The organism is Cellulomonas fengjieae (assembly GCF_018388465.1).
GTDB classification, from domain to species: Bacteria; Actinomycetota; Actinomycetes; order Actinomycetales; family Cellulomonadaceae; genus Cellulomonas; species Cellulomonas fengjieae.
This window is the reverse complement of sequence record NZ_CP074404.1, coordinates 201,075-224,698: the sequence shown is the minus strand read 5'-3', so window position 1 is coordinate 224,698 and position 23,624 is coordinate 201,075. Positions and strand designations below refer to the sequence as shown.

Sequence of the window (23,624 nt, the reverse complement as noted above, 5' to 3'; positions counted from 1 at the left end):
CGCAGGACGTTGGAACCACCGCGCCCCCCGACTTCTATCTGTCGCAGCGCGGCAAGTTCGACCGCCGGTCCTCGCCCGCGTCGCGCGCCTCCGGCCTCTAGCCCTTCACCGGGAACATCTCAGCGAGAACCTTGTCCGGAGCGGCCGGTGCTGCGTCGACCGCCGCGAGGATGCGCTTCCCCTTGGCGGTCGTCTTCAGGATGTCGCGGTCGCGGTTCACGTGCTCGCGGAGGATGTGCCACACCACCCCCGTGTTCACCCCGTTCCCGAGCTGCTTGTACGTCGCACCGTTGGACTGGGCTCCGAAGTCGAAACCCTCCGGGAGTCCCTGCAGCCGTGCCGCTTCCCTAGGAGACAGACGACGCTCCCGGGGTCCTACGATCGACGTCTGGGTGATGGCGACCAATGCTGGCACGTACGTCGGACGCTTTGCACGAAGCCCCGACGGCCGCAGGTGCATCACGGTCTCCCACAAGGTCGGAGTGTCCTGAGCCTGCCATTCGAGCTTCCGCCGCGACGGCGGGAACGCCTCGGTGAACACACCCCACTTCCCGGCCCACGCGTCGAGCACTTCCTGATTCTCGGAATAGAACTGCGAGTTCTTGATCAGGAAGATCCGGCGCCAGGACGGCGTACCCAATGGAATCTCGAGGTCGGTCTCCGTGACCCAGTGGTCCGCCCAGATGGGGAAGCCCGGCAGCCGACCGCCTTCGACCCGCTCCCACATGAGCTGGACGAAGTCGTCCCACGCGTCAATCCAGAGCCGCTCCGACGTCGAGAGGTCGCAGCCAGAGACGTGGTGGTCCGGGTCGAGCGGCAGGTGCGTCTCAAGGTCCCAGGCGTCTGGCCCCCACCCGTTGAACCGGTCCGCCATAGTCGCTACGGGTGCGGGTCGGTCGTCGCCGATCCCCTTCGGGTTGTAGGTCGCCGTCACGAAGACCCGCTCCCTGACCTGTGGTCTTCCACCCAGCTCGGGCGGGAGAAGGTGCGGGCTGAAGATCGCCGGCTTATCTGCGACCCGGTAGCCCTCCTGCCGGAGCGCCTTCACGATGATCTTCCACTCATGGTCGTGGCGCGGTCCCGCGAGGTTCCGAACGTTCTCGATAAGGACGACGCTCGGATGGTGCTCTTCGATGATGCGCAACGTGTTGAACCAGAGCGTCCCCCTGGTCTCTTCCATCCCTCGTTGCGCACCGCTCTTCGAGAACGGTTGGCACGGCAGCCCAGCTGCCAGCACATCGTGAGCAGGCACCTTCATGACGCCTTCGTCAGCGTCCTTCGTGATGTCGCCAAGCGGGTTGTGGCCCCAGTTCCGGTCATAGACAGCAGCCGCGGCCCTGTCGATCTCGACGGCGTACCGGCACTCGCCGCCGTACGCCGCCAGCGCCGCGTGAAAGCCACCGATTCCAGCGAAGAGGTCAACGAACCGGAACGCCGGGGTAGGTGCAAGGGCAGTCATGGCGTCTCCGGTGTCGAACTTCTGGTGTGTCTAAGCTAGCAGCTTAGCTCAGGATTCAGCTATCTGAGCCGGGTGTGTCGAGACTGTTCGGCTTGGCGAGTCGGCACGCTACGACCGAGCACCCACACACGGAGCGTGCAGGCATACCGAGGAGCCCTTGACCTGCAACTTCATCCGTACTGCGGCCTGCCCAGCGGCCGCATCCTGGGATTGATCTGTCCGTGGTTGGCCGCTCCGTTAGTCCCCGTGTTAGTCCCCTGTTAGTTCACACAGGCAGAACTAGGGCTTGAACGTGCCGCGGGCCAAGATTGAACCGCGACTACCCACCCGTTGTGGCTGACCCACGGTTTGCCCTCTGACCTGCGGCGATATTGCTTTGCGGAGGGCGTGGGATTCGAACCCACGAGAACGGGGTTGTCCCGCTCCAACGGTTTTCAAGACCGTCTCTTTCGGCCACTCAGACAGCCCTCCCGCAGCGGGCCGGGCCCGCAGCGGCACGAGTCTCCCACACGCATTCGCGCCCGCGTGGTCTAGACCAGTAGAGTCGCCAGCGTCATCGTCGACCCGTCCTGGAGGCAGGCCATGCAGCGTTCCGTCATCGTCGCACTCGCCGAAGGGCTGCACGCCCGCCCGGCCGCGCAGTTCGTCGCGGCGGCCGGCTCGCTGCCCGCCAAGGTGACGATCGCGAAGAACGGCGGGACTCCGGTCGCCACCGCCTCGATCCTCGCGATCATGACGCTCGGGGTCGGGCACGGCGACGAGGTCGTGCTGGCCACGCCCGAGGACGACGCCGACGCGCTGACCTCGATCGACGCGCTCGAGCAGTTCCTGCGGCAGACGACCTAGCGCCTGCAGGAGACCTCGCGCCCGCCGGGCACCTAGAGCCCGAGCTCGGCCAGTACCGGGAGCCCGGCGCGCACCGCCGCCCGCGCCTCGTCCGCCGTCCTCGAGGCGAGCGCGACCGCGGCCAGCGACCGGCACGCGTCGAGCGTGACGGAGGCGAGCACCGCGCCGACGTCGGGCAGCGCCCGCGCCGTCATCGACAGCGACGAGACGCCGAGCCCCACCAGGACCGGCGCCAGCGCCGGGTCGGCCGCGGCCTCCCCGCACACGCCGACCGGCCGGTCCCGACGACGCCCGCCGGCACAGGCCAGCTCGACCAGGGACAGCACCGCGGGCTGCCACGGCGTCGACAGCGGCGCGAGCGAGGCCAGCTCCCGGTCCGCGGCCATGGCGTACTGCACGAGGTCGTTGGTGCCGAGGCTCGCGAACCGCGCGCGGTCGAGCAGGTCGCCGGCGCGCAGCGCGGCCGCCGGGATCTCCACCATGACGCCGGCCTGGGCGAGGCCGTGGGCGGCGCAGCGGTCGACGAAGGCGTCGGCCTCCTCGGCCGTCGCCACCATCGGCGCCATGACCCAGACCTGCGCCGACGACGACGCTGCGGCCTGCGCGATCGCGGCGAGCTGGTCGTCGAGGATGCCCGGGTGCACCCAGGAGGTGCGCAGCCCGCGCACGCCGAGCGCGGGGTTCGGCTCGCCCGCTGCCGTCACGAAGGGCAGCGGCTTGTCGGCACCGGCGTCGAGCGTGCGGATCACCACCCTGCCGACCGGGAACGCGGCGAAGACCTGCGCGTACGCGTCGACCTGCTCATCGACGCCCGGCGGCGCCGTCCGGCCGAGGTAGCCGAACTCGGTCCGGAACAGGCCGATGCCCTCGGCGCCGGCCTCGGCGGCCGCCACGGCACCCGCGGGATCACCCACGTTCGCCAGGAGCGCGACGGCGTGCCCGTCGGCGGTGCGACCGGGTCCCGCCAGCCGCGTCGGGCGGGACACGGCGTGGGCGACGCTCGCGACGGCGTCCGCCGACGGGTGCCGGACCACCTCGCCGGACGACCCGTCGACGAGCACGGTCTCCCCGTCGGCGAGGTCGAGCGCACCGGCCACCGCGACGACGCACGGGATGCCGAGCGACCGCGCCAGGATCGCCGTGTGGGCCGTCGGCCCGCCGCCCTCGGTGACGATCGCCAGGACGTGCGACGGGTCCAGCCGCGCGGTGTCCGCGGGGGCGAGGTCCCGCGCCACCAGCACGAACGGCTCCCCCGGGTCGGGGATGCCCGGGGGCCGCGTACCCAGCAGCTCGGCGATGATGCGGTCCCGCACGTCCTGGACGTCCCGGGCCCGGTCCGCGAACATCCCGCCCAGCGCCCGCAGCTGCTCGGCGACCAGCTCGGCCGCGTCCCAGACCGCTCGGGCGGGCGACGACCGGGTCTCGACGATGCGGCGCCGCGCCTCGTCGACGAGCGACGGGTCCGCCGCCATCGCCGCGGTGACGGCCAGGATGTCGGCCGCCTCCCCGCTCGCTGCGTCCGCCGCGCGCGCCAGGGCGTCCCTGACGCGCGCGGCGGCGCCCTGCACCGCGGCCGCCGCCGCGTCCGGGTCCGTGCCCGCGGCCGACGGCTCGGGCGACGGCGCCGGCGGGGCGTCGGGCATCCGCGCCACGGCGCCCACCCGGCGCCCCGGGCTGACCCCGAACCCCCTCAGGGTCAGCGGACCGGCGGCGACCGCGGGGGTCATCGTGACGGGGCCGGACCGGGCGTGGCCTGGTCGGAGGTGGCCGGGCCGGCCGTGACCGGATCGCCGGACACGGTCGTCGCCCGGGTCCCGGTGGACCGGGTCGCCTCGTCGTCGTCGGCCGGCGGCTGGTCCTCCAGCACGCTCGTGCGGACGTCGTCGTCGTCCTCGCGGCCGGGCGTCTTCAGGTTCCAGCGCGTGATGACGAACCGGAACAGGAAGTAGTAGACGACGGCGTACCCGAGGCCGATGGCGATCAGCAGCAGCGGCATGGTGGCGATCCGGAAGTTGAGCAGGTAGTCGATCGCGCCGGCGGAGAACCCGAACCCGTCCTTGATGCCGAGCGCGTTGACCAGCGCCATCGACGTGCCGGTGAGCAGCGCGTGGATGACGTACAGCGGGTAGGCCACGTAGACGAACGCGAACTCGAGCGGCTCGGTGACACCCGTGACGAAGGAGACCAGCGCGGCCGAGCCCATGATCCCGGCGATGACCTTGCGGTTCTTCGGCTTGGAGGTGTGCACGATCGCCAGCGCGGCGGCCGGCAGCGCGAACATCATGATCGGGAAGAACCCGGTCATGAACGCGCCCGCGGTGGGGTCGCCGTGCAGGAACCGAGCGATGTCGCCGTTCCAGACCTCGCCACCGGCGTCCGTGTAGGAGCCGAACTGGAACCACGGCAGCGAGTTGAGGATGTGGTGCAGCCCCAGCGGGACGAGCAGCCGGTTGAGCGTGCCGTAGACGAACGCGCCGAGGATCGTCGAGCCGGTGACCCAGTCGCCGACCGCGGTGAACGCGGTGTCGAACACGGGGTAGATCAGCGCGCCGACCACGGCGATCAGCACCGAGACCCCCGCCGTGACGATGGGCACGAAGCGCCGCCCGCCGAAGAAGGCGAGGTACGGCGGGAGCTTGATCCGGTAGTACCTCTGGAACAGCAGCGCCGTGATCAGGCCGATCACGATGCCGCCGAGCACGCCGTAGTTGATCAGCTCCTGCTTCTCCCCCTCGGCGGCCTCCCCCAGCACGTACGGCGAGAGGGCGTCGGTCACGCCGGTGAAGACGAGGTAGCCGATCACCGCCGCAAGACCGGTGGACCCGTCCGCCTTGCGGGCGAAGCCGACCGCGACGCCGACCGCAAACAGCAGCGGTAGGTTCGCGAACAGCGCGTTGCCGGCGGCGGCCAGGACGGCGGCGACCGGCAGGAGCCACTCGGCGTTGGCGCCGAGGCCGTCGGCACCGAGCATGTCGTCCTGACCGAGGCGCAGCAGCAGGGCGGCTGCCGGCAGGGACGCGATGGGCAGCATGAGCGAGCGGCCGATGCGCTGGAGCTGAGCCAGGCCGGGGAAGCCTCGCTTCTCGGTAGCGTCCGCGGTGATGGTGGTCATGGAGCACTCCTCGGTGGGTGGTCCTGAAGGCCTGGGGGGTGTCTGATCCGTCTGGTCTGGACCAGTTGCGAGCAGAGTGGTCTAGACCTCATGATGTGTCAAGGGTCACGTCGCGACGACGCAGGCCGTCGTCGCAGACAGGAGTCGGCTCGCGTGGAGCAGTCCGAGCAGGGCAGCGCACACAAGTACCTGACGGTGCGCGACCACCTGGCCACGCTCGTCGCGCAGGACCTCAAGGTCGGCGACGCGATCCCGTCCGAGCGGCGGCTGTCCCAGCAGTTCGGCCTGTCCCGGATGACCGTCCGACAGGCCGTCGACGCGCTGGTCACCGAGGGCGTCCTGGTCCGCGAGCAGGGCCGCGGCACGTTCGTCGCGCCGCAGCGGATGGACTTCGAGATGCGGCTGACGACGTTCGGCGAGGAGATGCGTCGGCGCGGCATGGAGCCCGCGGCGACCGTGCTGGCCGCGCAGGTGGTGGCCGCGACCCCCGACGTCGCGACCGCGCTCGAGCTCGAGCCGCGCGCCAAGGTGCACTTCCTCTACCGGGTCCGCAGCGCCGACGGCACCCCCATCTGCATCGAGCAGGCGTGGGTACCCGTCGCCCTCGCGCCCACCCTGTTCGACGACGGCCCGCCCGAGTCGGTGTACGCGGCACTGCGCGACCGCGGGCTCGCCCCCGAGTGGGGCGAGGACACGCTCTCGGCGGGTGAGGCGACCGACACCGAGGCGTCGCTGCTCGGGCTCGGTGACAGCCGAGCCGTCCTGCGCGCCGAGCGCCGGACCTACTCCGTCGACGCCGCGACGATGTTCTCCCGCGCCTGCTACCGCGCCGACCGCTACAGCGTGTGGGTCCCGCTGAGCGCACCCCGCCCGACCCTGGTGCCCCGGCGCCGCACGACCGAGCCGGCGGTCGCCGGCCCGGACCCCAGCGACGCGGACGCCCCGGTGTCCGTGGGAGCAACCGGAGGACCGCGATGAGGCCGGACAGCAGGGACCAGGCGGCGGCGATCCTCGCGGCCCTCGGCGGCGTCGACAACATCGACGAGATCGAGCCGTGCACCACGCGGCTACGGTCTCTGGTGCGCGACACGGGGCGGGTCGACGCGGCGGGCCTGCGGGCCGCGGGTGCGTTCGGGGTGATGATCTCCGGACGGGTGGTGCAGGTCGTGGTGGGGCCCCACGTCGACCTCATCGCCACGGATCTCGACGAGCTGATGTGAGGAACGGGACGTGACCAAGGCAGAGCAGATCCTGGCGGCCCTCGGCGGGGACGCGAACGTCGTCGACCTGGAGCCGTGCATCACGCGCCTCCGGGTCGAGGTGGAGAACCCCGCGCTCGTCGACGAGCGGGGGCTCAAGTCGGCGGGTGCGATCGCGGTGGTGCGCTCCGGCATCGCCGTCCAGGTGATCGTGGGCCCGGAAGCGGACACGCTGGCGTCCGACATCGAGGACCTGCGGGGATGACCGCGCTGACCGTCCTCGCACCCGTGAGCGGCCAGGTGCTGGCCCTCTCCGAGGTGCCCGACCCGGTGTTCTCCGCCGAGCTGGTCGGCCCCGGCCTGGCGATCGACCCGCCGCCGCAGGCCGGCGCGGAGGTCGTCTCCCCGATCGGCGGGACGATCGTCAAGCTGCACCCGCACGCGTTCGTCGTCCAGCACGAGGACGGTCGCGCGGTGCTCGTGCACCTGGGGATCGACACCGTCGAGCTCGGGGGAGCCGGGTTCACCCTGCACACGTCGGAGGGCTCCGTGGTGCGAGCCGGCCAGGTCGTGCTCAGCTGGGACGCCGCGGCCGTGGCCGCCGGCGGGCGCTCACCCGTCTGCCCGGTGGTGGGCCTGGAGGCGCCGGCCGGAGCCCTCGACCGGCTCGCCGCACCGGGCGACACCGTGGCCGCCGGGGCACCGCTGCTGTCGTGGGCGTGACGCTCCTCGAGATCGCGGTCCAGGACGTCGCCGGCGCAGTGACGGCGGCGGCGCTCGGTGCCGACCGGCTGGAGCTGTGCGCGGCCCTGGCGGCGACCGGCGGCCTCACCCCGTCCGGCGGGCTGCTCGACGCGGTCCTCGCCGCCGTCCCGCCCCACGTCGGGGTGCACGTGCTGGTCCGGCCCCGCGCCGGGTCGTTCGTGTACTCCGCCGACGAGCTCGACGTGCAGGCCAGGGACGTCCGCGCCGCCGTCCGGGCCGGCGCGGCCGGCGTCGTCGTGGGCGCGCTGTCGACCGTCGGCGCGGTGGACCGGGACGCCGTCGCGCGGCTGGTCGACGCCGCCGACGGGCGAGAGATCACGTTCCACCGGGCGATCGACACCGTGCCGGCGCTGCAGGACGCGCTCGACCAGCTCGTGTCGCTGGGGATCGTGCGCGTCCTGACGTCCGGTGGCGCGAGCCGGAGCATCGACGGGCTCGACCGGCTGGCCGCGACCGTGGCGCACGGCGCCGGACGGCTCCAGGTCATGGCAGGTGGCGGCGTGCGCCCGGCCGACATCGGTGCGCTGGTCGACGTCGGCGTGGACGCCGTGCACCTGTCCGCGAGCCGGCACGTGGCCGAGTCCGGCGGGCCCGGTGGTGGGTCGGACGGGTACACGACCACCGATCCTGAGGTCGTCGCGGCGGCGGTCGCGGCGCTGGGCCGGCGGACGGCCGCGACGTAGGCGCTCAGACGCCGTGCACGGCCTGCAGCCGGCCGGCGCCGATCGCTGCGACGAGGGCGGCGTGGTCGCTCTCGGTGCGGTCGGCGTAGTCCGTGGCGAAGGTCGCGAAGGCCTCGTCGGCGGAGGAGGACCTGCCGAGGTAGGCCGCGATCGCGACGCGGTCGCCCGACCGCGCGTGCGCCCGGGCGAGGGTCCAGGCGCACATCGCTCCGTACCGGCGGAACCCGGCGGGCCGCATCCCCTCGATGACGGCCGACCCCTTCCAGTCCCGCAGCTGGCGGACGTAGAAGTCGCGCTGGTGCCCGTCGATCCCCGTCGTGCGCTGCCAGCCCAGCAGGCCGTCGCTCGCGGCCTGCATCAGGCGCTGTCCCTCGACCACGCGCTGCCCGGACTGGGCGTACCCGCTGGCGCCGAGGAACCGCTCCAACACCGACTCCTGGGCCTCCTTGGCCTGCAGGATCAGGTAGTCGCTGTCGTCCACGCCCTGGAACAGCAGGATCCACGCGCGCGTGCCGACGCTGCCCACCCCGACGACCTTGCGGGCCAGGTCGACCACGCGGTACTGGGCCAGCAGGTGCCGTCGATCGGGCGGCAGGCTCGCCGCATAGGCACTGACCAGCCCACCCATGGCGGTGGCGAACTCGCGGGCACCGGCCGCACCCAGCAGCTCGGGCAGGGTGCTCACCAGGGGCGGGTCGGACACGAACCGACGAGAGCCACCGACGACCTCGGTCAGCTTTCCGACGGAGCTCAGGTGGTCGCGCGTCCGCGCCTTCCGGACGGTCGACTCCGTCCGCTTCGCCTGGGCCTTGCCCAGGTCGGAGCGGAGGTCGCGCAGCTCGTCGTCGGCGTCGAGCCGGGCGTACCAGACCTCGAGCGTGGGCCTGTCGGCGAACTCCCGCATCGCCGTCCGGTAGGCCCGCGCGACATGCAGCAGCACGTCCCGACGCTTGCCGGCGCCCAGGCCGATGCCGCGCGCGGCGACCTCCACACTCGCGACGAGCCGCTTCACGTCCCACTCGAACGGCCCCGGCAGCGTCTCGTCGAAGTCGTTCAGGTCGAACAGCAGCCGACGCTCCGGCGTGCCGTAGAGCCCGAAGTTCGACAGGTGCGCGTCGCCGCAGAGCTGGACGCCCAGGTCCGAGTGCGGGGTCCGGGCCAGGTCGGACGCCATGAGCAGCGCCGCTCCCCGGTAGAAGGCGAAGGCGGATGCCGCCATGCGGCCGTAGCGCAGCGGCAGCAGCTCGGGAAGGCGGGCCGCGCCCTGCGACACCAGCAGGTCGACGGGGTCGGGGCGCACGTCGACGGGACCGACGGCGCCCAGGCTGCTGCGGGGCACTCGCGCACGCTCACGCGCGCCTCGGGCCTCGCTCTGCGCGCGGGTCAGCACGTCCGGGCCGCCGTCCCGACCTGCCCGTGGGCGCGGTGCGGCATCGACGTCGGTCCGCCCGCTGCGCGTCGGCCTCACGTTCCGAAACTAGGCCCGGTGGCGATCCACCGGAAGGCCCTGCACTACCCGGCTCGCTCCCACCAGAACGCCGGGAAGCCCGGGGACACGACGGTCAGCTCGTGCAGCGCGGCGACCTGGGCGAGCGGGAGGTCGTACGTCGCGATGCCCTCGATCCCCGGATGCGCGAGCGCGACCCCGAGGTGCAGCGCGATGAACGGCGGCAGCACGCCGGACACCTTGGTGGCCGCCCGCAGCGTCTGGTCGGAGAACCGGACGACCTCCAGGCGGTCGCCGACGTCGTGGGCCACGCCGTGCGCCTCGACGCCACGCGGTCGGGCGATGCGGCGGAGCTCGGTCAGGGCGAGCGGTGTGGTGACCAGATCGGCCTCGTGGTCGGCGGCCCACGCCAACCACTGCGCCCGGCACGGGGCTCCGACCAGGTAGCGGGACAGCGCCGACCCGTCCGCGTAGAACCGCCGGTTCGGCGCGGCCGCCCCGGCACCCACGCGGCGCGGCGTCGGGACGGACGACGGGCCGGTCACGGCCCCATGATGTCGCACGCGGTCCTGCGACGACGGCGGCCGACCCCCCTGGGGGGGTCGGCCGCCGTCGGGTAGGACCACAGGTGTCACCGGCTGCGCAGACGCTCCATCGCGAGCTGCACGAGGGAGATCAGCGCCTGCTTCGTGGCCGCACGGGAACGGGCATCCGTGTAGAGCACCGGCACGTGCGCCGGGATCGCCAGCGCGTCACGGACGTCGTCCAGCTGGTGCTTGGCGACGCCGTCGAAGCAGTTGACGCCCACGACGAACGGGATGCCGCGGCTCTCGAAGTAGTCCACGGCCGGGAAGCACTGGTCGAGCCGGTCGGTGTCGACCAGGACGACGGCGCCGATGGCGCCGCGGACCAGGTCGTCCCACATGAACAGGAACCGGTCCTGGCCAGGCGTACCGAACAGGTAGAGCCAGAGCGACCCCGGCAGGGCGATGCGACCGAAGTCCATCGCCACCGTGGTGGTGGTCTTGCGGTCCGACACCCCGCCGGCGTCGTCGACGCCGACCGAGTGCTCGGTCATCGCGGCCTCGGTGTTGAGGGGCTCGATGTCCGAGATGGAGCCGATGAAGGTCGTCTTGCCGACGGCGAAGCCGCCTGCGACGACGATCTTGACGACAGTGGGTGCGACGCTTCCTGCCGTGCCCGCCGGAGCGGCCACAGCGGCGTCAGAGGGCGGAAATGCCATTGAGAACACTCTCCAGCACGCTGAGGGACAGGGCAGGGGACTCACCGGTGTTGACCTCGACCGGCTGTGAAGTGTGCACGCGCACGTATTGCTGTTCGGCGAGGTCCGAGACGAGGATCCGGATCACGCCCAGCGGAAGGTGGAGCAGAGCGGAAAGCTCGGCGACCGAGATGTAGTTCGATGCCGCGTGCTGCAGGATTGCCCGCTTCTCGGGCGGGAGTCCCTGGCTCGTCACCGCGCCTGGCATCGCCTCGACCAGCGCCTCGAGAGGCAGGTCGGAGCGCGCCGAGCGCACGCGACCACCGGTGACGGCATACGGCCGCACCGTTCTGGCCTCGTACTCGATGTGCTCACTCATGGGTCATTCTCCCCCGCGGCTTCAGGCCACCGGGGCGCGGGTCGCGCCGTCGACGGGGAGCTGTCCACGCATCTCGGAGATGAGCTGCGGGGTGAGGGTGGCCTCGGTGCGAGAGACGAGCATCGCCATCTCGTACCCGATGAGGCCGACGTCGCAGCTGGACTCGGCAACAACGGCGAGGACGGAGCCGTTCGAGACGCTCATGAGGAAGAGGAACAGGTTGTCCATCTCCACGATCGCCTGACGCACCTCCCCCGCGCGGAGCTGGCGCGCTGCGCCACGGGTCAGGCTTGACATCCCGGAGACGATGGCCGCGAGCTGGTCGCCGCTGGTGCGGTCGAGTCGCTCGGACATCGCCATGAGAAGACCGTCCGCAGACACCACGAGTGTGTGGCGAGTGCCGGGCACGGTCCGGACAAAGTTGTCCAGGAGCCAGCCGAAGTTGGCTGCCTCGGTGCTGAGCGCGGTCACACTTCCTCCTTGCTGGTGCAGTCGATGACTGCGGGGGTGGACGCCACCAGGGTGGTGACGGGTTCGGGATCAGGGGCAGTCATCAGCTCACGCCGTTCTGGCCGGACGGGTCCTCCATGGCACGACGGCCACGGGTGGTCCCGGACTGGAAGCTCGACAGGCGCGACCGGAGCTGGTCCGCGTCCCGCTGCACGGGCTTCCCTTCGTCCTCGGTGACGAGCGTCGCCGGGACAGCTGTGGGTACTCGCTTGATCAGGCGCTCCGCGTTGCCACCCGTCGCGGACGGCCGGTAGGCCGACAGCTGCGAGAGCTCGGAGAGAGCCTGCTCCTGGATGTCCGAGCGGAGTGCGAGCATCGCCGCCACCTCGTCGTCGAGCGTCCCGATCCGCGGGGCCACCGACGGCGGCAGCGTGGGGTGCGGGACGGTGGACGCCGGTGCCGGGTTGCCGCCCGGTCGAGCGGCCCACTCGGGGGGCGCCCACGACCCGGCCGACGCCCGCTCCGACGGAGCCGGCGCGGGGGGCAGCGGAGCGGCCGGCGCGGGGGCCGCGGGGGCCGACCAGGTGGTCGACGCCATCCACGACGGTGACTCGGCTCCGGACGGCGCCTGCGCGGAGGGGGCCTCGGCCGTCCAGGCCGAGGTCCGCACGGGGGCGGCCTGGTTGACGGGCTCGGCGACCGGGGGCGCCTGCACGGCAGGCGTCGGCTCGGAGTCGACCTCGTCGGACTTCTTGCGGCCGAACAGGCCCCACTTGCGCCGCGACTTGGCGTCGTCCACAGGCGTCTGCACGACCTCGGCGAACGGGGCCTGCACGGGCGCGGCGGGGGCCGGCGCTGCCGTGGGTGCCCACGCCGGTGCGGCGAAGGCCGCCGGCGCCTCGGCGACCGGTGCGTGCTCGACCGGCTCCGGCGTGACCGCCGCAGCCGCCTCGATCGGCGTGAAGAGCTGCGTCGGCGACTCCACCGGCGGGCGGGCGGAGTGGAAGTTCTGCCACGTGGAGACGGCCGGCACGGGGGCGGCCCAGACGGGCGTCGGCTCGGGCTCGGGCTCGGGCTCGGGCTCGGCGTACAGCTCGGGCTCGGGCTCCGGCTCGACGTACGGCTCGGGCTCCGGGTCGGGCTCGAGCTGGATCGGCCGGAACGCCACGCCGTCGACGACGGTCAGCGGCTCGGCCTCGGGCTCGGGCTCGGGCTGGGGTGCCGGCTCGGGCGACGGCGCAGGTGCCGCCTGGACCGCGACCGGCTCGGGCACGATCGGCATGGCACCGGTGTGCCAGGCACGTGCCTCGTCCAGCGTGCGCTCGAACGGCTGGTACGGCGCGTCGGAGGCCGGTGCGCCCCAGCCGGCGTAGCCGCTGTAGGACGTGAAGGTGCGTACGGGTGCGGCGGGCGCATCCGTGGTCGGGGCGGCGGGCTCGTGGGGCGCGGGCGCGCTCCAGTCCGACGTCTCGGCGGCCACGGCGTCCGACGGGGTCTCCTCGACGTCGACCTCATCCCAGGAGGGGTCCTCGATGGCGGCGATGGTCGGCTCCCAGGCCGGCTCCTCGGTCACCGGCGAGGCCCACGCGTGGGTGTCCTCAGGGGCGGGCGGCTGCCACGACGGGGTCTCCTCCGTCGCGCGGGCACCCCAGGACGGCGCCTCGTCGGACGTGGCGACGACCGGCTCCCAGGCCGGCGCCTCGTCGACGGGCGCGGCCCACGACAGGGTCTCGGCCGAGGCGGGAGGCTGCCACGACGGGGTCTCGTCGGCGGCCGGCTCTGCCCATGCCGCGGCGGGTGCGTCCCAGACGGGCGTCTGCTCGGCGGCGGAGGGCTCCCACGCGGGTGCCTCCAGCGACGTCGGCTCCCAGGCGGGCTCCTCGGGCGTCTCGGTCGCGTCGGTGGTCTGGTCGCCCCACGCAGGGGTCGGCTCCCACGCGGGCGCCGGTGTGTCGTCGGCCGGCTCGTCCTGGGCTGGCTCCTGGGCCGCGGCCAGGGCGGCGGCCTCGCGGTTCTGTGCCTCCTGGCTCTCCCACGAGTCGTCGTCGCCCGCGAGCTCGGGGACCACGATCGGCTCGACGGGCGCCGCGTGCGCGCCGCTCGACATCCACGGGGCGTGGATCGCCGGCGTCTGAGCGCGCCCTTCGTCGTTCGACGCCAGGCCGGGTACCACGAGGTTCTCGCCGGTGTTGACCGAGGAGGTCTCGGTGCGACCGCGGAAGCCCGAGAAGAGCCCCGCACGGGCGGCAGGGGGCGGGGGCGCCGCCGCGGTGGTCGTCGGCTCCTCCGGCTGCGCCCAGGCGGGGGTCGCGGCGCGGCTACGGCTCGGCAGTCCACCCTGCAGCGGGGCGACCGTGGCGGGCTTCCAGTCGGTGTCGGCGGCCGAGAGCTCCGCGGAGATGCGACCGTCGGGCGCCTCGGGCAGGACGAGGTTGTCCTCGTCGAAGGTCTTCTTGGGCCGGCTCGGCAGGCCGCTCGCCTGCGCCAGGCTCGGGGCGGGCTCGGCCGGGCCGGCGGGGCTGTCGGCCTCGTCGTCACGGCGGCGACGCTGGGGCAGCCCGAGCGAGGTCTGGCCGTCCGTCAGCGCGGCGAGGTCGACCTCCTCGACGACCGGCGCCTCGATCCGCACCGGCTCGTCGGGCGGGGCCGCGGCGGGTGCGCCCATGCCGTAGAGGCTGGTCTCCGTCATCACGAACAGCGTCGCCGGGAACCGGACGATCGTCTCGGTGCCCGTGCCGTGCGCGGCCTTGAGCAGCCGGACCTCCGCACCCAGGCGCTGCGCGATGCGGCCGACGACGAAGAGGCCGAGGCGCTGGTTGCCCAGGGAGTCGCTGGCCGACGTCGAGATGATCTTGGCGTTCGCGGCCTCGAGCTCCGCGTCGCTCATGCCGAGGCCCTGGTCGAGGATGCGGACGATCACGAACTGGCCCGAGACGCCGGTGGTCACCGTGACGGGCGTCTCCGGCTCGGAGAAGATCGTCGCGTTCTCCAGGAGCTCCGCGAGCAGGTGGGCGGCGCCGAGCGCGTTGAAGCCGTGCATGTGCGGGTCGGCCTGCAGGTCCAGCTCGACGCGGTCGTACTGCTCGATCTCGGACGAGGCCGTGCGGACCACGTCCGACAGCGGCATCGCGTCGCGCAGGCGGCGGCCGGAGTCGATGCCGGCCAGCACGAGCAGGGACTCCGCGTTACGACGCATGCGGGTGGCGAGGTGGTCGAGGCGGAACAGGTTCGCCAGCGTGCTCGGGTCTTCCTCGGCACGCTCCAGGGAGTCGATGAACGACAGCTGGCGGTTGAGCAGCACCTGGTCGCGGCGGGCCACGTTGACGAACATCTCGGCGATCGACCCACGCAGGGCGGCCTGCTCCTGGGCCACCTGGACCGTGGTCGCGTTCACCGAGTTGAAGGCGGCGGCCAGCTGGCCGACCTCGTCGCGGGACGTCACCGGGATGGGCGCCAGCGTGATGGCCGGGCCCTCGCCGGGGATCGCCACCTGCTCGACCAGTCGCGGCAGCTGCTCACGGACGTCGGCGGCCGCCTTGGTCAGGCGACGCAGCGGGATCACGATCCCGCGGGAGACGAGCAGCGCGAGGAGGAGGGAGGCCACGACCGCGCCGACGACGATGGCGAGGGTGACGACGGCGCGGGTCTGCGCGTCGGCGGACGCTCCTGCGGAGACCTGGTTCGCCTCGTCCAGCACCTGCGCATTGAGCTCGGAGAGCGTGGCCAGCTGGCGCTGGATGTTCTCCACGTACCCCTGCACGTCAAGGGTCGCGAAGCCCTCCGGGTTGCCCTGCTGGAGCGTCGTCCGCATCGAGGAGAACGACGTCGTGGGGTCCTTGACGGGGAACGCCAGGCCGTCCACGCCCAGGCCCGTCACGCTGTCGCGGGCACGTTCGCGCGCCAGCTCCGTGGAGGCGGCGACGGACCCGTACTGGCGGACCGAGGCGGGCGCCGGGGCGCGGGTGCTGAGCAGCGCGATGCCGCGGATCATCTCGACGACGAGGCTGTCGGCGGTCGTGCCGATCTCTTCGTACGCCGTGACGTACTCCGCCAGGTCACGGTTCCTGAGGCTGCCGGCGACCTGCTCCATGAGGGCGAGCTGGCCGCTGATGATGTCGGAGTAGTTGAGCTCCATCTGGACCCGCTGGGAGCGCTGGTCGACACCCGCGCGAGTGGCCTCCAGCTTGGCGTTGTGCGCGTCCTGCACGTTGAGGAACCGGTCGACGACGGGCTGCGGGAACTCGCTGAGGTCCAGGTCCGCCGTCATCGGCCGCACCTTCGCCAGGGCGGCGTCCGTGGCCCCACGCGCGGCAGCGATGTCTTCGGGTGTGCCCCCGTTGAAGGTCGCGAGCCGCTCGGCCTGCAGCGAGGCCGAGACCGGCGCATAGGCCTGGAGGATGTCGATGACGCTCTCGGAGGCCCGGGCGTAGCGGAGCTCCGACAGCGCGTTCCAGGAGATGTACCCACCGGCGGCGAGCAGCACGATCATGGGGACAGCAAGGACAGCCAGAACCTTGGCGCGGATGCCGAGCCGTCGCAGCATGTCGTTCCCTTCGTGTTCCGGCAGCGGGTGTCGTCACCACGTCGTGCCGGTCGTGCACTCTGATCAGTTGACCGCGAGTTTCCCCGTGGGCCTTCATCGGCTCCTGGACACCAGACCATTAGCCCGCGGGCAGAGTTTGCCACGGACCTCACCCCCCGGGAAGCGGCGGTAACCGGGACAATCCGGTCACGGGACGCCGCGGGGTTAGTGTGCGGACGTGCGAGCCGTGGTGATCACCCGACCGGGCGGGCCCGATGTCCTCACCGTCGACGACGTGCAGGAGCCGGTGCCGGGACCGCGCGACCTGCTCGTCGAGGTCGCCGCGGCGGGCGTCAACCGGGCCGATCTGCTGCAGCGCGCCGGCCACTACCCCCCGCCCGCGGGAGCACCCGCCTGGCCGGGCCTCGAGGTCTCCGGAACGGTCGTCGCCCGGGGCGCCGGGCTCGGTCCCGACGACATCCAGCTCGGTGACCGCGTCGCCGCGCTCCTCGCGGGCGGTGGCTACGCCGAGCGCGTCACCGTGCCCGCCGACCTGGCGCTTCGCGTCCCCGAGGCCGTCCCGACCGTGGACGCCGCCGCGCTGCCGGAGGCGCTCGCCACGGTGTGGTCGAACCTGCGCGCGGCGCGGCTGTCGCCCGGGGAGAGTCTCCTGGTGCACGGGGGCTCGGGTGGCGTCGGGTCGATCGCCGTCCAGGTGGCGCGTGCCCTCGGCACGCGGGTCCTCGCCACCGCCGGCGGACCGCAGCGAACGGCCCGGGTGCTCGCGCTCGGTGCCGACGTCGCCCTCGACCACCGCGAGCCCGGGCTCGTGCAGCGCGTCCGCGAGGCCACGCAGGACCGGGGCGTCGACGTGGTGCTGGACGTGCTCGGCGCGGGTGGTCTCGCGGACAACCTGGCGATGCTCGCCGACGACGGACGGCTCGTCGTCATCGGGATGCAGCAGGGCCGGCGCGGCGAGCTGGACCTGGCCGTGCTCCTGACGAAGCGGGCGAGCGTGCTGGGCACCACGCTGCGGTCCCGCCCGCACCACCAGAAGGTCGCGATCATGGACGGCGTCCGCCGGCACGTGTGGCCGTTCGTCGCCGACGGGTCGGTCAAGCCGGTCGTGCACGCGCGGTTGGGCTTCGACCAGGCCGGCGACGCGCACCGCCTGCTCGAGACCGGTGAGGCCTTCGGCAAGGTCCTGCTGATCCCCTGATCCGGAGCGTCCCGGCCCACGCACCCCCTAGCGCCCGAGCAGATGGTCGCCAGGGCAGCCACGTGCTCGGACGTTGCGCCTCTGCCTGAGTCAGGTCGTCAGTCGAGGAGGCCGGCCGCCAGGGCCGGGGCGATCATCGGGGTCAGCGGCAGGCGCGGCACGAGGGTGGCCTGCACCGCGTGATAGAGGTCGGCCTTCCCGGCCCAGACCGTGCGCGACACCGAGTTGTCCGTGCCCAGCTCGTGCCACCACGAGCCGCCGACCCGGTCCAGGTGGTAGGTGCCGATGTACTCCCACCACTGCGTGTAGGCGTCGTCGAACCGGTCCTCGCCCGTCACGGCGTGCAGCGCGGCCGCCGCGGCGACGGCTTCGGCGGCGACCCAGTGCATCCGCTCGCGCACGACGGGTGCGCCGGACCAGTCGACCGTGTAGACGAAGCCGGGGGCGCCGTCCACGGCCCACCCCTCGCGCGCGGCGGCGTCGAACAGCGAGATCGCGTCGTCGAGCATCCAGGCCGGGGCGACGTCCCCCCGTGCCGTGAGGGCGGCCCGGGTGTGCAGGGTCAGCCGGGCCCACTCGAGCCAGTGGCCGATGGTCGCGCCGTACGGGCGGAACGGGTGCGCCGGGGTGTCGGCGTTGTACTCGAGGTCCGGTGCCCACCGGGCGTCGAAGTGCTCCGGGATGCGCCAGGAGTTGCCGGCGGCCCACCTGTGCACCACGCGCTCCACCATCCGCACCGCCCGTTCCAGCCAGACGCGCTCGCCGGTGACGTCGGCCGCCGCGAGGTAGGCCTCGACCGTGTGCATGTTCGCGTTGACGCCGCGGTAGCCGTCGAGCGTGCCGAACGTCCGGTCCCACTGCTCGACGACCATGCCGGCCTCGTCGTCCCAGAACCGCTGCTCCGAGACCGCGAGCGCCTCGCCCAGCAGAGCGCGGGCGCCGGGGCGGCCCGCCGTGGTCGCGCTCGACGCGGCCAGGATGACGAACGCGTGCGGGTAGGCGGCCTTGTCGGTGTCCCGCGGGGTGCCGTCACGCTCGACCTCGGCGAACCAGCCGCCGTGCTCGTCGTCGTGGAACGCGCCGGTCAGGGCCTCGATGCCGTGGTCGACCAGGGCCGCGGAGCCGGGGCGGCCCAGCAGGTGCCCGATCGCGTACACGTGCGTCATCCGGCACGCGACCCACAGCTCGAGCGGGCCGTCGACCGGGGCGCCGGCCTCGTCCTGCCGGGCGAACCCTCCGGTCACCGCCGAGGGCCGTCCGAAGTCGAGCAGCCGGTCGGTCTCGTCCTCGAGCCACCGGGCATGGGCAGGTGTGCTGAGCCAGGCCATGACGACCACCCTAGCCAGGTGCCGTCCGGCTGCGCCCGGCGCGCACTTCGGCGAGAATGCCTGATGGCCGACAACGACGCGCAGCACGCTCCGACCGCCGACGAGCGCCGGGTGGTGGTGCTCGGTCCCGACGCCGACGCCGACGGCGACAAGTCCGAGGACATCACGTCGCTGGTGGACCAGCCCGCGAAGGTCATGCGGATCGGGACGATGATCAAGCAGCTCCTCGACGAGGTGCGCAGCGCACCGCTCGACGACGCGGCCCGCGCACGGCTGGCGGAGATCCACGAGCGGTCGCTGCACGAGCTCGAGGGCGGACTGTCGCCCGAGCTCGTCTCCGAGCTCCACCGCATCACGCTCCCGTTCGTCGAGGACGAGGCGCCGTCGGACGCCGAGCTGCGCATCGCGCAGGCCCAGCTGGTCGGATGGCTCGAGGGCCTCTTCCACGGCATCCAGACCGCACTCGTGGCGCAGCAGATGGCCGCGCAGAGCCAGCTGACGGGCATGCGTCGACAGCTGCGGCCGGGGCCGGTACCGGGTATGCCGGTCCCGGTCGCGGACCCGGGTACCCCCAACCCGCCGACCGGGCAGTACCTCTAGGCCCCTCGCGACGGCAGCGGTCAGGCCGGCGGCGGCGCCTCGTCCGTGGGCGGGGCGTCGCGGTCCAGGCCCGTGAGCACGATCGCGCCGGAGACCAGCAGCAGGCCGACCACCTCGAGCCCGTGCGGCACCTGCTGGAGCAGGACGGCGCCGACGACGGCGGCCGTCGCCGGCAGCATCGCCAGCAGCACCGCGAACGTGGCCGGCCGCACCGTGCGCAGCACCACCTGCTCGAGCGCGTACGGGACCACCGACGAGCACACCGCGATCGCGATCACCAGCGCGGCCAGCCGCCCGTCGTGCAGGACCGGCCCGGCGCCACCGGCCAGCAGGGGTCCGAGCACCACCGCACCGGCGACCATCGCGACGGACAGGCCGCGGATCCCGCCGTTCGCCGCCCGTGCCACGCGCCGGCCGAGCAGGATGTACGCGGCCCAGCACGCCGCGGCGACGCTGATCGCCACCAGTCCGACCACCGCGTCGGGCCCGGTGTCGAGGCTGACACCCGCCAGCAGGACGACCCCCGCCGCGGCGACCGCGATGCCGACCCGGTCGCGCCACCCCCGCCCCGTCACCGCGGCGACCGCCACCGGGCCGAGGAACTCCAGCGACACCGCCGTGCCCAGGGGCAGGTGGTCGATCGCGACGTAGAACGCCACGTTCATCACGGCGAGCACCACCCCGAAGACCGCGGCGGTGCGCAGGTCCGCGAGCCGCCACCGGGACCGCCACGGCCGCTGCCACAGCACGAGCACGACGGCAGCGACGGCCACCCGCAGCCACGCGACGCTGGCGGCGGCGATCGTGCCGAAGACCCCGACCGCGAGCGCTGCGCCCAGGTACTGCGTCAGCCCCGAGACGACGAAGAGCAGGGGCGCGGGCACGGCCTCAGGCTAGACGCGGTCGGAGGAGCGCCCGGACCCTGCTCCGACCTACCCCTTGACCGACCCGGCTAGCAGGCCGCGCACGAAGTAGCGCTGCAGGCTGAGGAACACCAGCACCGGGATGATGATCGACACGAACGCGCCCGCCGTGAGCAGGAACCACTGCGAGCCGCGCTGGCCGGTGAGGTTGAACAGCGCCACGGTCATCGGTGCCACCTCCTGCGACGACCCGGCGAACGTCAGCGCCACCAGCAGGTCGTTCCACACCCACAGGAACTGGTAGATCCCGATGGCCGCGAGCGCGGGCTTCAGGATCGGCAGCATGAGCCGGAAGAAGATCGTCACGTGCCCGGCGCCGTCCACACGCGCCGCCTCCAGCAGCTCGTGCGGGACCTCCCGGATGAAGTTGTGCAGGAGGAACACGGTCAGCGGCAGGCCGAACATGGTGTGCGAGATCCAGATCGACCAGAACGTGCCCGCGATGTTGAGGTCCGCGTACAGGCTGAGCAGGGGGATGAGCGTCACCTGGATGGGCACGATCTGGAGCGCGAACACCGCCACGAACAGCACGTTCTTGCCCTTGAAGTCCATCCACGCGAATGCGTAGGCCGCGAGCGACGCGATGAGGATGGGGATGACGACCCCGGGGATCACGATGACGATCGAGTTGACGATGTACGGCGCCAGCGAGCTGCTGCCCTCGGGCGAGAGCACGAGCTCGTAGTTCTCGAGCGTGAAGTTCGGGCTGGTGAAGACCGTCCACCAGCCCGACCGGCTGATGTCCCGCGCGGGGCGGAACGAGCTGACCAGCAGGCCGAACGTCGGGATCGTCCACACGACGGCGAGGACGACCGCGACGAGCGACGCCCACGGCGAGCTCAGGCGCTTCTTGGTCGCCTCCGCGAGCGCCGACGGGCGGCCGTCGCGGGTGTCCGACGGGCCCTGCATGCCGCCGAGGTCGAGCTGGGGGCCGGTGGTGGTCATCGTGCCTCCGAGGCGCGCAGCTGGCGGATGTTGTAGACGATGATCGGCACCACGAGGACGAACAGCAGGACGGCCAGCGCCGCGCCCAGGCCCTGGTTGCCGGCGCTGAAGCTCTGCGTGAAGAACTCGTTCGCCACGACGCTCGTGCCGAACAGGCCACCGGTCATCGTGCGCACGATGTCGAAGACCTTGAGGCTGCCGATGGCGATCGTCGTGAGGACGACCACGAGCGTCGGCCGGATCGTCGGCACCGTGATGAACCGGAACATCCGGAAGCCGGACACCCCGTCGAGGCGGGCGGCCTCGACGATGTCCGTGGGGATCGCCTTGATCGCGGCGGACAGGATGGTCATCGCGAAGCCGGCCTGGATCCAGATCATCACGACGATGAGGAAGAGGTTGTTCCACGGCTCGTTGATGAGGAACTGCTGAGGTTGCCCGCCGAGCCACACCACGATCTGGTTGAGCAGGCCGATCTGCTCGGGGTTGACCTTGAGGTCGGGGTCGTAGAACCGGTACTCGTAGACGAACTTCCAGATGATCGAGGCGCCGACGAACGAGATCGCCATCGGCAGGAAGATCAGCGACTTGGCGAACGCCTCACCGCGCGCGCCGTCCACGATGATCGCGTAGAGCAGGCCGACCGCCGTGGCGATGAACGGGGCGACGACCACCCACAGCACGGTGTTGCGCAGCACGACGAGCTGGTCGGGCGAGGTGAAGATCGCCGAGTAGTTGTCGAAGCCGATGAAGGCCTCGTTGGCGGCGTCGAAGAACGACCGCACGATGGTGCGGGCTGCGGGGTACACGAGGCCCACCAGCAGGAGCAGGGCGGTGGGGCCGACGAAGAACCAGGCGACGCGCCTGACGCCGCGCTTCTCGAGGAGCGCGACGACGAACAGGATCAGACCGATGACGGCGGTGAAGGCCAGCAGGGCCACCACCATCGTGCCGAACTTCTCGGCGAGCTGCACCGAACCTCCCGGGGACGGGGACGTGGGACCTGGACAGCCCGATCCCCGGGGTCGCCACGCGGGCGGCCCCGGGGACCGGGCTCATGTCAGGACGCCGGCCAGGCGGCCTCGATCTTGTTCAGCGTCTCGATGGTCGGCTGCCCCGTGATCCAGGCAGTCGCCTCCTTCCAGAACGCGCTGTTCGCGGCTGCCGGCATCCGGTCCGAGCCGTCGAACCGGAACACCGCTTCGGGGTCCAGCAGGATGTCGGCGGACAGGATGTCGATCGGGTTGACCAGGTTCTCCTTGTCGAGCCCCTTGTTGGCCGTCAGCCAGCCGCCGCCCGTGAGGTCGGAGCTCGACTTCGCCTTGAGGTTGGCCCACTCGGCGCTCGACCAGAACTCCTGCAGCGCCTGCACCTCGGGCCGGTCGGAGAACGCCGTGACGAACTCGCCGGCGCCGAGCACGGGGCGCTCGTCCTCCGACTCGGCCGGCAGGTAGAACGCGAACACGTCGCCGTCCTCGGCGACCGTCGTGCCCTCGGGCCAGTTGGCCGCGTAGAAGCTCGCCATCCGGTGCAGGGCGCACTGGCCGTCGAGGATCGGCAGGCCACCGTCCTGGAAGGCGGTGCTGGCGATCGACGTCACGTCACCGAAGCCGCCGTTCACGTACGCGTCGTTCTTGAGGTAGTCGCCCACCGCGTCGAGGGCGGCCGTCGGGTCCTCGGAGTTGAACGGGATCTCGTGCGAGACCCACTGGTCGAAGGCCTCCGGGCCCGCGACCCGGAGCATCATGTCCTCCATCCAGTCGGTGACCGGCCAGCCGGTCGCCTCACCCGACGCGATGCCGGCGCACCACGGCTTGATGCCGGTGTCGACGATCGAGTCCGAGAGGGCGGCGAGGTCGTCCAGCGTCGTCGGGATCTCCCAGCCGTTCTCCTCGAACTGCGCCGGCGAGTACCAGACGAGCGACTTCACGCTCGCGCCCGAGGGGGCGGCGTAGAAGGTGCCGTCGACCGAGCCGTACTCCTTCCACGCCTCGTCCCAGAACTCGTCGACGTTGGCGGAGACGCCCTCGGGCGCCGGCACGACCGTTCCGGTGGCCACCAGCTGGGCCAGCAGACCGGGCTGCGGGACGATCGCGATGTCGGGCGGGTTGCCGGCCTCGGCGCGCACGAGGATCTGCTGCTCGAACTGCTTGTCCGCCTGGTAGTCGACCGTGGCGCCCGTGCACTCCTCGAACGGCGCGAACGACTCGACGTACGGCTGGTCCTCGGGCGTCACGATGCCCGCGTAGATCGAGATGGTCTTGCCGGTCAGGTCGCCGTACTGCTCGAAGTCGGCGCAGTCCGCCGTGGCCTCCCCGGTGCCCTCGTCACCGCCTCCCCCGTCACCGTCGCCGCCGGAGCACCCGGCCAGCAGGAGTGCGAGCCCCGCCCCCGCTGCTGCAGCCGCCCTGTATCCCCGGCGCGTGCGCGTGCCGTTCATGAGACCTCCACGTCGTCATGTCGCAAGGGCGCGACCGTCTCGACCGCGCCTGTGCGATCGATGCAAGCCCTTCGCAAAGTCGGGC

General features: G+C 72.4%; 22 protein-coding genes and 1 tRNA gene. 8 read left to right on the top strand and 15 right to left on the bottom strand.

All coding sequences use genetic code 11. The features are described from left to right. Positions 1–97 precede the first annotated feature (97 nt). On the bottom strand, positions 98–1,459 hold the full coding sequence (locus KG102_RS01060; RefSeq protein WP_208289659.1) for a DNA cytosine methyltransferase: 1,362 nt from the start codon (positions 1,457–1,459) through the stop codon (positions 98–100). Positions 1,460–1,838: 379 nt separating this feature from the next. After that, positions 1,839–1,930: transfer RNA gene (locus KG102_RS01055), tRNA-Ser, on the bottom strand. Between the two features lie 111 nt (positions 1,931–2,041). Between KG102_RS01055 and KG102_RS01050 the strand changes: the two genes are divergently transcribed. Continuing rightward, positions 2,042–2,305 carry an HPr family phosphocarrier protein gene (locus KG102_RS01050; RefSeq protein WP_208210280.1) on the top strand — a complete coding sequence of 88 codons (264 nt, stop codon included), beginning with the start codon at positions 2,042–2,044 and terminating at the stop codon, positions 2,303–2,305. Positions 2,306–2,337: 32 nt separating this feature from the next. Here the strand turns inward: KG102_RS01050 and ptsP are convergent, their stop codons facing one another. Further along, a complete protein-coding gene (gene ptsP, locus KG102_RS01045) occupies positions 2,338–4,032 on the bottom strand; it encodes a phosphoenolpyruvate--protein phosphotransferase (protein WP_208289660.1) in 1,695 nt (564 codons plus the stop codon). Beyond that, positions 4,029–5,417: a PTS transporter subunit EIIC gene (locus tag KG102_RS01040; RefSeq protein ID WP_208210282.1), complete on the bottom strand. Its 1,389-nt coding sequence runs from the start codon at positions 5,415–5,417 to the stop codon at positions 4,029–4,031. Before KG102_RS01040 ends, ptsP begins: the two co-directional genes overlap by 4 nt. Before the next feature lie 153 nt (positions 5,418–5,570). Between KG102_RS01040 and KG102_RS01035 the strand changes: the two genes are divergently transcribed. Genes KG102_RS01035 through KG102_RS01015 form a run of 5 tightly spaced genes read left to right on the top strand, consistent with a single transcriptional unit; the run spans position 5,571 to position 8,064 of the window. Beyond that, entirely contained in the window at positions 5,571–6,395 is an 825-nt protein-coding gene (locus KG102_RS01035; RefSeq protein WP_249667410.1) for a GntR family transcriptional regulator, read from the top strand. Next, entirely contained in the window at positions 6,392–6,637 is a 246-nt protein-coding gene (locus tag KG102_RS01030) for a glucose PTS transporter subunit EIIB (RefSeq protein ID WP_208210284.1), read from the top strand. Before KG102_RS01035 ends, KG102_RS01030 begins: the two co-directional genes overlap by 4 nt. Before the next feature lie 10 nt (positions 6,638–6,647). Then, a complete protein-coding gene (locus KG102_RS01025) occupies positions 6,648–6,881 on the top strand; it encodes a PTS transporter subunit EIIB (RefSeq protein WP_208210285.1) in 234 nt (77 codons plus the stop codon). Next, a complete protein-coding gene (locus KG102_RS01020; RefSeq protein WP_208210286.1) occupies positions 6,878–7,339 on the top strand; it encodes a PTS sugar transporter subunit IIA in 462 nt (153 codons plus the stop codon). Before KG102_RS01025 ends, KG102_RS01020 begins: the two co-directional genes overlap by 4 nt. Beyond that, positions 7,330–8,064, top strand: a complete 735-nt coding sequence (locus KG102_RS01015; RefSeq protein WP_208210287.1) for a copper homeostasis protein CutC — start codon at positions 7,330–7,332, stop codon at positions 8,062–8,064. The genes KG102_RS01020 and KG102_RS01015 overlap by 10 nt, the downstream gene beginning before the upstream one ends. Before the next feature lie 4 nt (positions 8,065–8,068). On the opposite strand, the gene KG102_RS01010 is transcribed toward KG102_RS01015, so the two are convergent. The 6 genes from KG102_RS01010 to KG102_RS00985 form a co-directional block, all read right to left on the bottom strand. Next, positions 8,069–9,403, bottom strand: coding sequence for a DUF2252 domain-containing protein (locus KG102_RS01010; protein WP_249667409.1), 1,335 nt, complete (start codon positions 9,401–9,403; stop codon positions 8,069–8,071). A gap of 173 nt (positions 9,404–9,576) precedes the next feature. Then, positions 9,577–10,056: a type II toxin-antitoxin system VapC family toxin gene (locus KG102_RS01005; RefSeq protein WP_249667408.1), complete on the bottom strand. Its 480-nt coding sequence runs from the start codon at positions 10,054–10,056 to the stop codon at positions 9,577–9,579. Between the two features lie 86 nt (positions 10,057–10,142). After that, on the bottom strand, positions 10,143–10,754 hold the full coding sequence (locus tag KG102_RS01000) for a GTP-binding protein (RefSeq protein ID WP_028046055.1): 612 nt from the start codon (positions 10,752–10,754) through the stop codon (positions 10,143–10,145). Further along, on the bottom strand, positions 10,735–11,112 hold the full coding sequence (locus tag KG102_RS00995; RefSeq protein WP_208210288.1) for a DUF742 domain-containing protein: 378 nt from the start codon (positions 11,110–11,112) through the stop codon (positions 10,735–10,737). The genes KG102_RS01000 and KG102_RS00995 overlap by 20 nt, the downstream gene beginning before the upstream one ends. Before the next feature lie 21 nt (positions 11,113–11,133). Then, entirely contained in the window at positions 11,134–11,583 is a 450-nt protein-coding gene (locus tag KG102_RS00990; RefSeq protein ID WP_208210289.1) for a roadblock/LC7 domain-containing protein, read from the bottom strand. An 82-nt stretch (positions 11,584–11,665) separates the two neighbouring features. Next, complete coding sequence (locus KG102_RS00985; protein ID WP_208289684.1) at positions 11,666–16,105, bottom strand: HAMP domain-containing histidine kinase; 4,440 nt, start codon at positions 16,103–16,105, stop codon at positions 11,666–11,668. A gap of 217 nt (positions 16,106–16,322) precedes the next feature. On the opposite strand from KG102_RS00985, the gene KG102_RS00980 reads away from it, so the two are divergent. Next, complete coding sequence (locus tag KG102_RS00980) at positions 16,323–17,303, top strand: NAD(P)H-quinone oxidoreductase (RefSeq protein ID WP_208210291.1); 981 nt, start codon at positions 16,323–16,325, stop codon at positions 17,301–17,303. A gap of 98 nt (positions 17,304–17,401) precedes the next feature. Here the strand turns inward: KG102_RS00980 and KG102_RS00975 are convergent, their stop codons facing one another. Further along, positions 17,402–18,631, bottom strand: coding sequence for an AGE family epimerase/isomerase (locus tag KG102_RS00975; RefSeq protein ID WP_208289685.1), 1,230 nt, complete (start codon positions 18,629–18,631; stop codon positions 17,402–17,404). Between the two features lie 63 nt (positions 18,632–18,694). Between KG102_RS00975 and KG102_RS00970 the strand changes: the two genes are divergently transcribed. After that, the gene (locus KG102_RS00970; protein WP_208210295.1) at positions 18,695–19,231 is read left to right on the top strand and encodes a bacterial proteasome activator family protein; all 537 of its coding nucleotides are present in this window, start codon (positions 18,695–18,697) and stop codon (positions 19,229–19,231) included. A gap of 20 nt (positions 19,232–19,251) precedes the next feature. Here the strand turns inward: KG102_RS00970 and KG102_RS00965 are convergent, their stop codons facing one another. The 4 genes from KG102_RS00965 to KG102_RS00950 all read right to left on the bottom strand — a co-directional run bounded on the left by KG102_RS00965 (position 19,252) and on the right by KG102_RS00950 (position 23,539). Then, positions 19,252–20,115: an EamA family transporter gene (locus KG102_RS00965; RefSeq protein WP_208289686.1), complete on the bottom strand. Its 864-nt coding sequence runs from the start codon at positions 20,113–20,115 to the stop codon at positions 19,252–19,254. Between the two features lie 48 nt (positions 20,116–20,163). Then, entirely contained in the window at positions 20,164–21,099 is a 936-nt protein-coding gene (locus KG102_RS00960) for a carbohydrate ABC transporter permease (RefSeq protein WP_208289687.1), read from the bottom strand. Beyond that, complete coding sequence (locus KG102_RS00955; RefSeq protein WP_208211142.1) at positions 21,096–22,046, bottom strand: carbohydrate ABC transporter permease; 951 nt, start codon at positions 22,044–22,046, stop codon at positions 21,096–21,098. Before KG102_RS00955 ends, KG102_RS00960 begins: the two co-directional genes overlap by 4 nt. Before the next feature lie 113 nt (positions 22,047–22,159). Then, the gene (locus KG102_RS00950; RefSeq protein WP_208289688.1) at positions 22,160–23,539 is read right to left on the bottom strand and encodes an ABC transporter substrate-binding protein; all 1,380 of its coding nucleotides are present in this window, start codon (positions 23,537–23,539) and stop codon (positions 22,160–22,162) included. Positions 23,540–23,624: the final 85 nt, after the last annotated feature.

Coding starts and splice junctions, on each gene's coding strand:
- KG102_RS01060 (WP_208289659.1), bottom strand. CDS start 1,459: ATGACTGCCCTTGCACCTACCCCGGCGTTCCGGTTCGTTGACCTCTTC.
- KG102_RS01050 (WP_208210280.1), top strand. CDS start 2,042: ATGCAGCGTTCCGTCATCGTCGCACTCGCCGAAGGGCTGCACGCCCGC.
- ptsP (WP_208289660.1), bottom strand. CDS start 4,032: ATGACCCCCGCGGTCGCCGCCGGTCCGCTGACCCTGAGGGGGTTCGGG.
- KG102_RS01040 (WP_208210282.1), bottom strand. CDS start 5,417: ATGACCACCATCACCGCGGACGCTACCGAGAAGCGAGGCTTCCCCGGC.
- KG102_RS01030 (WP_208210284.1), top strand. CDS start 6,392: ATGAGGCCGGACAGCAGGGACCAGGCGGCGGCGATCCTCGCGGCCCTC.
- KG102_RS01020 (WP_208210286.1), top strand. CDS start 6,878: ATGACCGCGCTGACCGTCCTCGCACCCGTGAGCGGCCAGGTGCTGGCC.
- KG102_RS01000 (WP_028046055.1), bottom strand. CDS start 10,754: ATGGCATTTCCGCCCTCTGACGCCGCTGTGGCCGCTCCGGCGGGCACG.
- KG102_RS00995 (WP_208210288.1), bottom strand. CDS start 11,112: ATGAGTGAGCACATCGAGTACGAGGCCAGAACGGTGCGGCCGTATGCC.
- KG102_RS00985 (WP_208289684.1), bottom strand. CDS start 16,105: ATGCTGCGACGGCTCGGCATCCGCGCCAAGGTTCTGGCTGTCCTTGCT.
- KG102_RS00975 (WP_208289685.1), bottom strand. CDS start 18,631: ATGGCCTGGCTCAGCACACCTGCCCATGCCCGGTGGCTCGAGGACGAG.
- KG102_RS00970 (WP_208210295.1), top strand. CDS start 18,695: ATGGCCGACAACGACGCGCAGCACGCTCCGACCGCCGACGAGCGCCGG.
- KG102_RS00960 (WP_208289687.1), bottom strand. CDS start 21,099: ATGACCACCACCGGCCCCCAGCTCGACCTCGGCGGCATGCAGGGCCCG.
- KG102_RS00955 (WP_208211142.1), bottom strand. CDS start 22,046: ATGGTGGTGGCCCTGCTGGCCTTCACCGCCGTCATCGGTCTGATCCTG.
- KG102_RS00950 (WP_208289688.1), bottom strand. CDS start 23,539: ATGAACGGCACGCGCACGCGCCGGGGATACAGGGCGGCTGCAGCAGCG.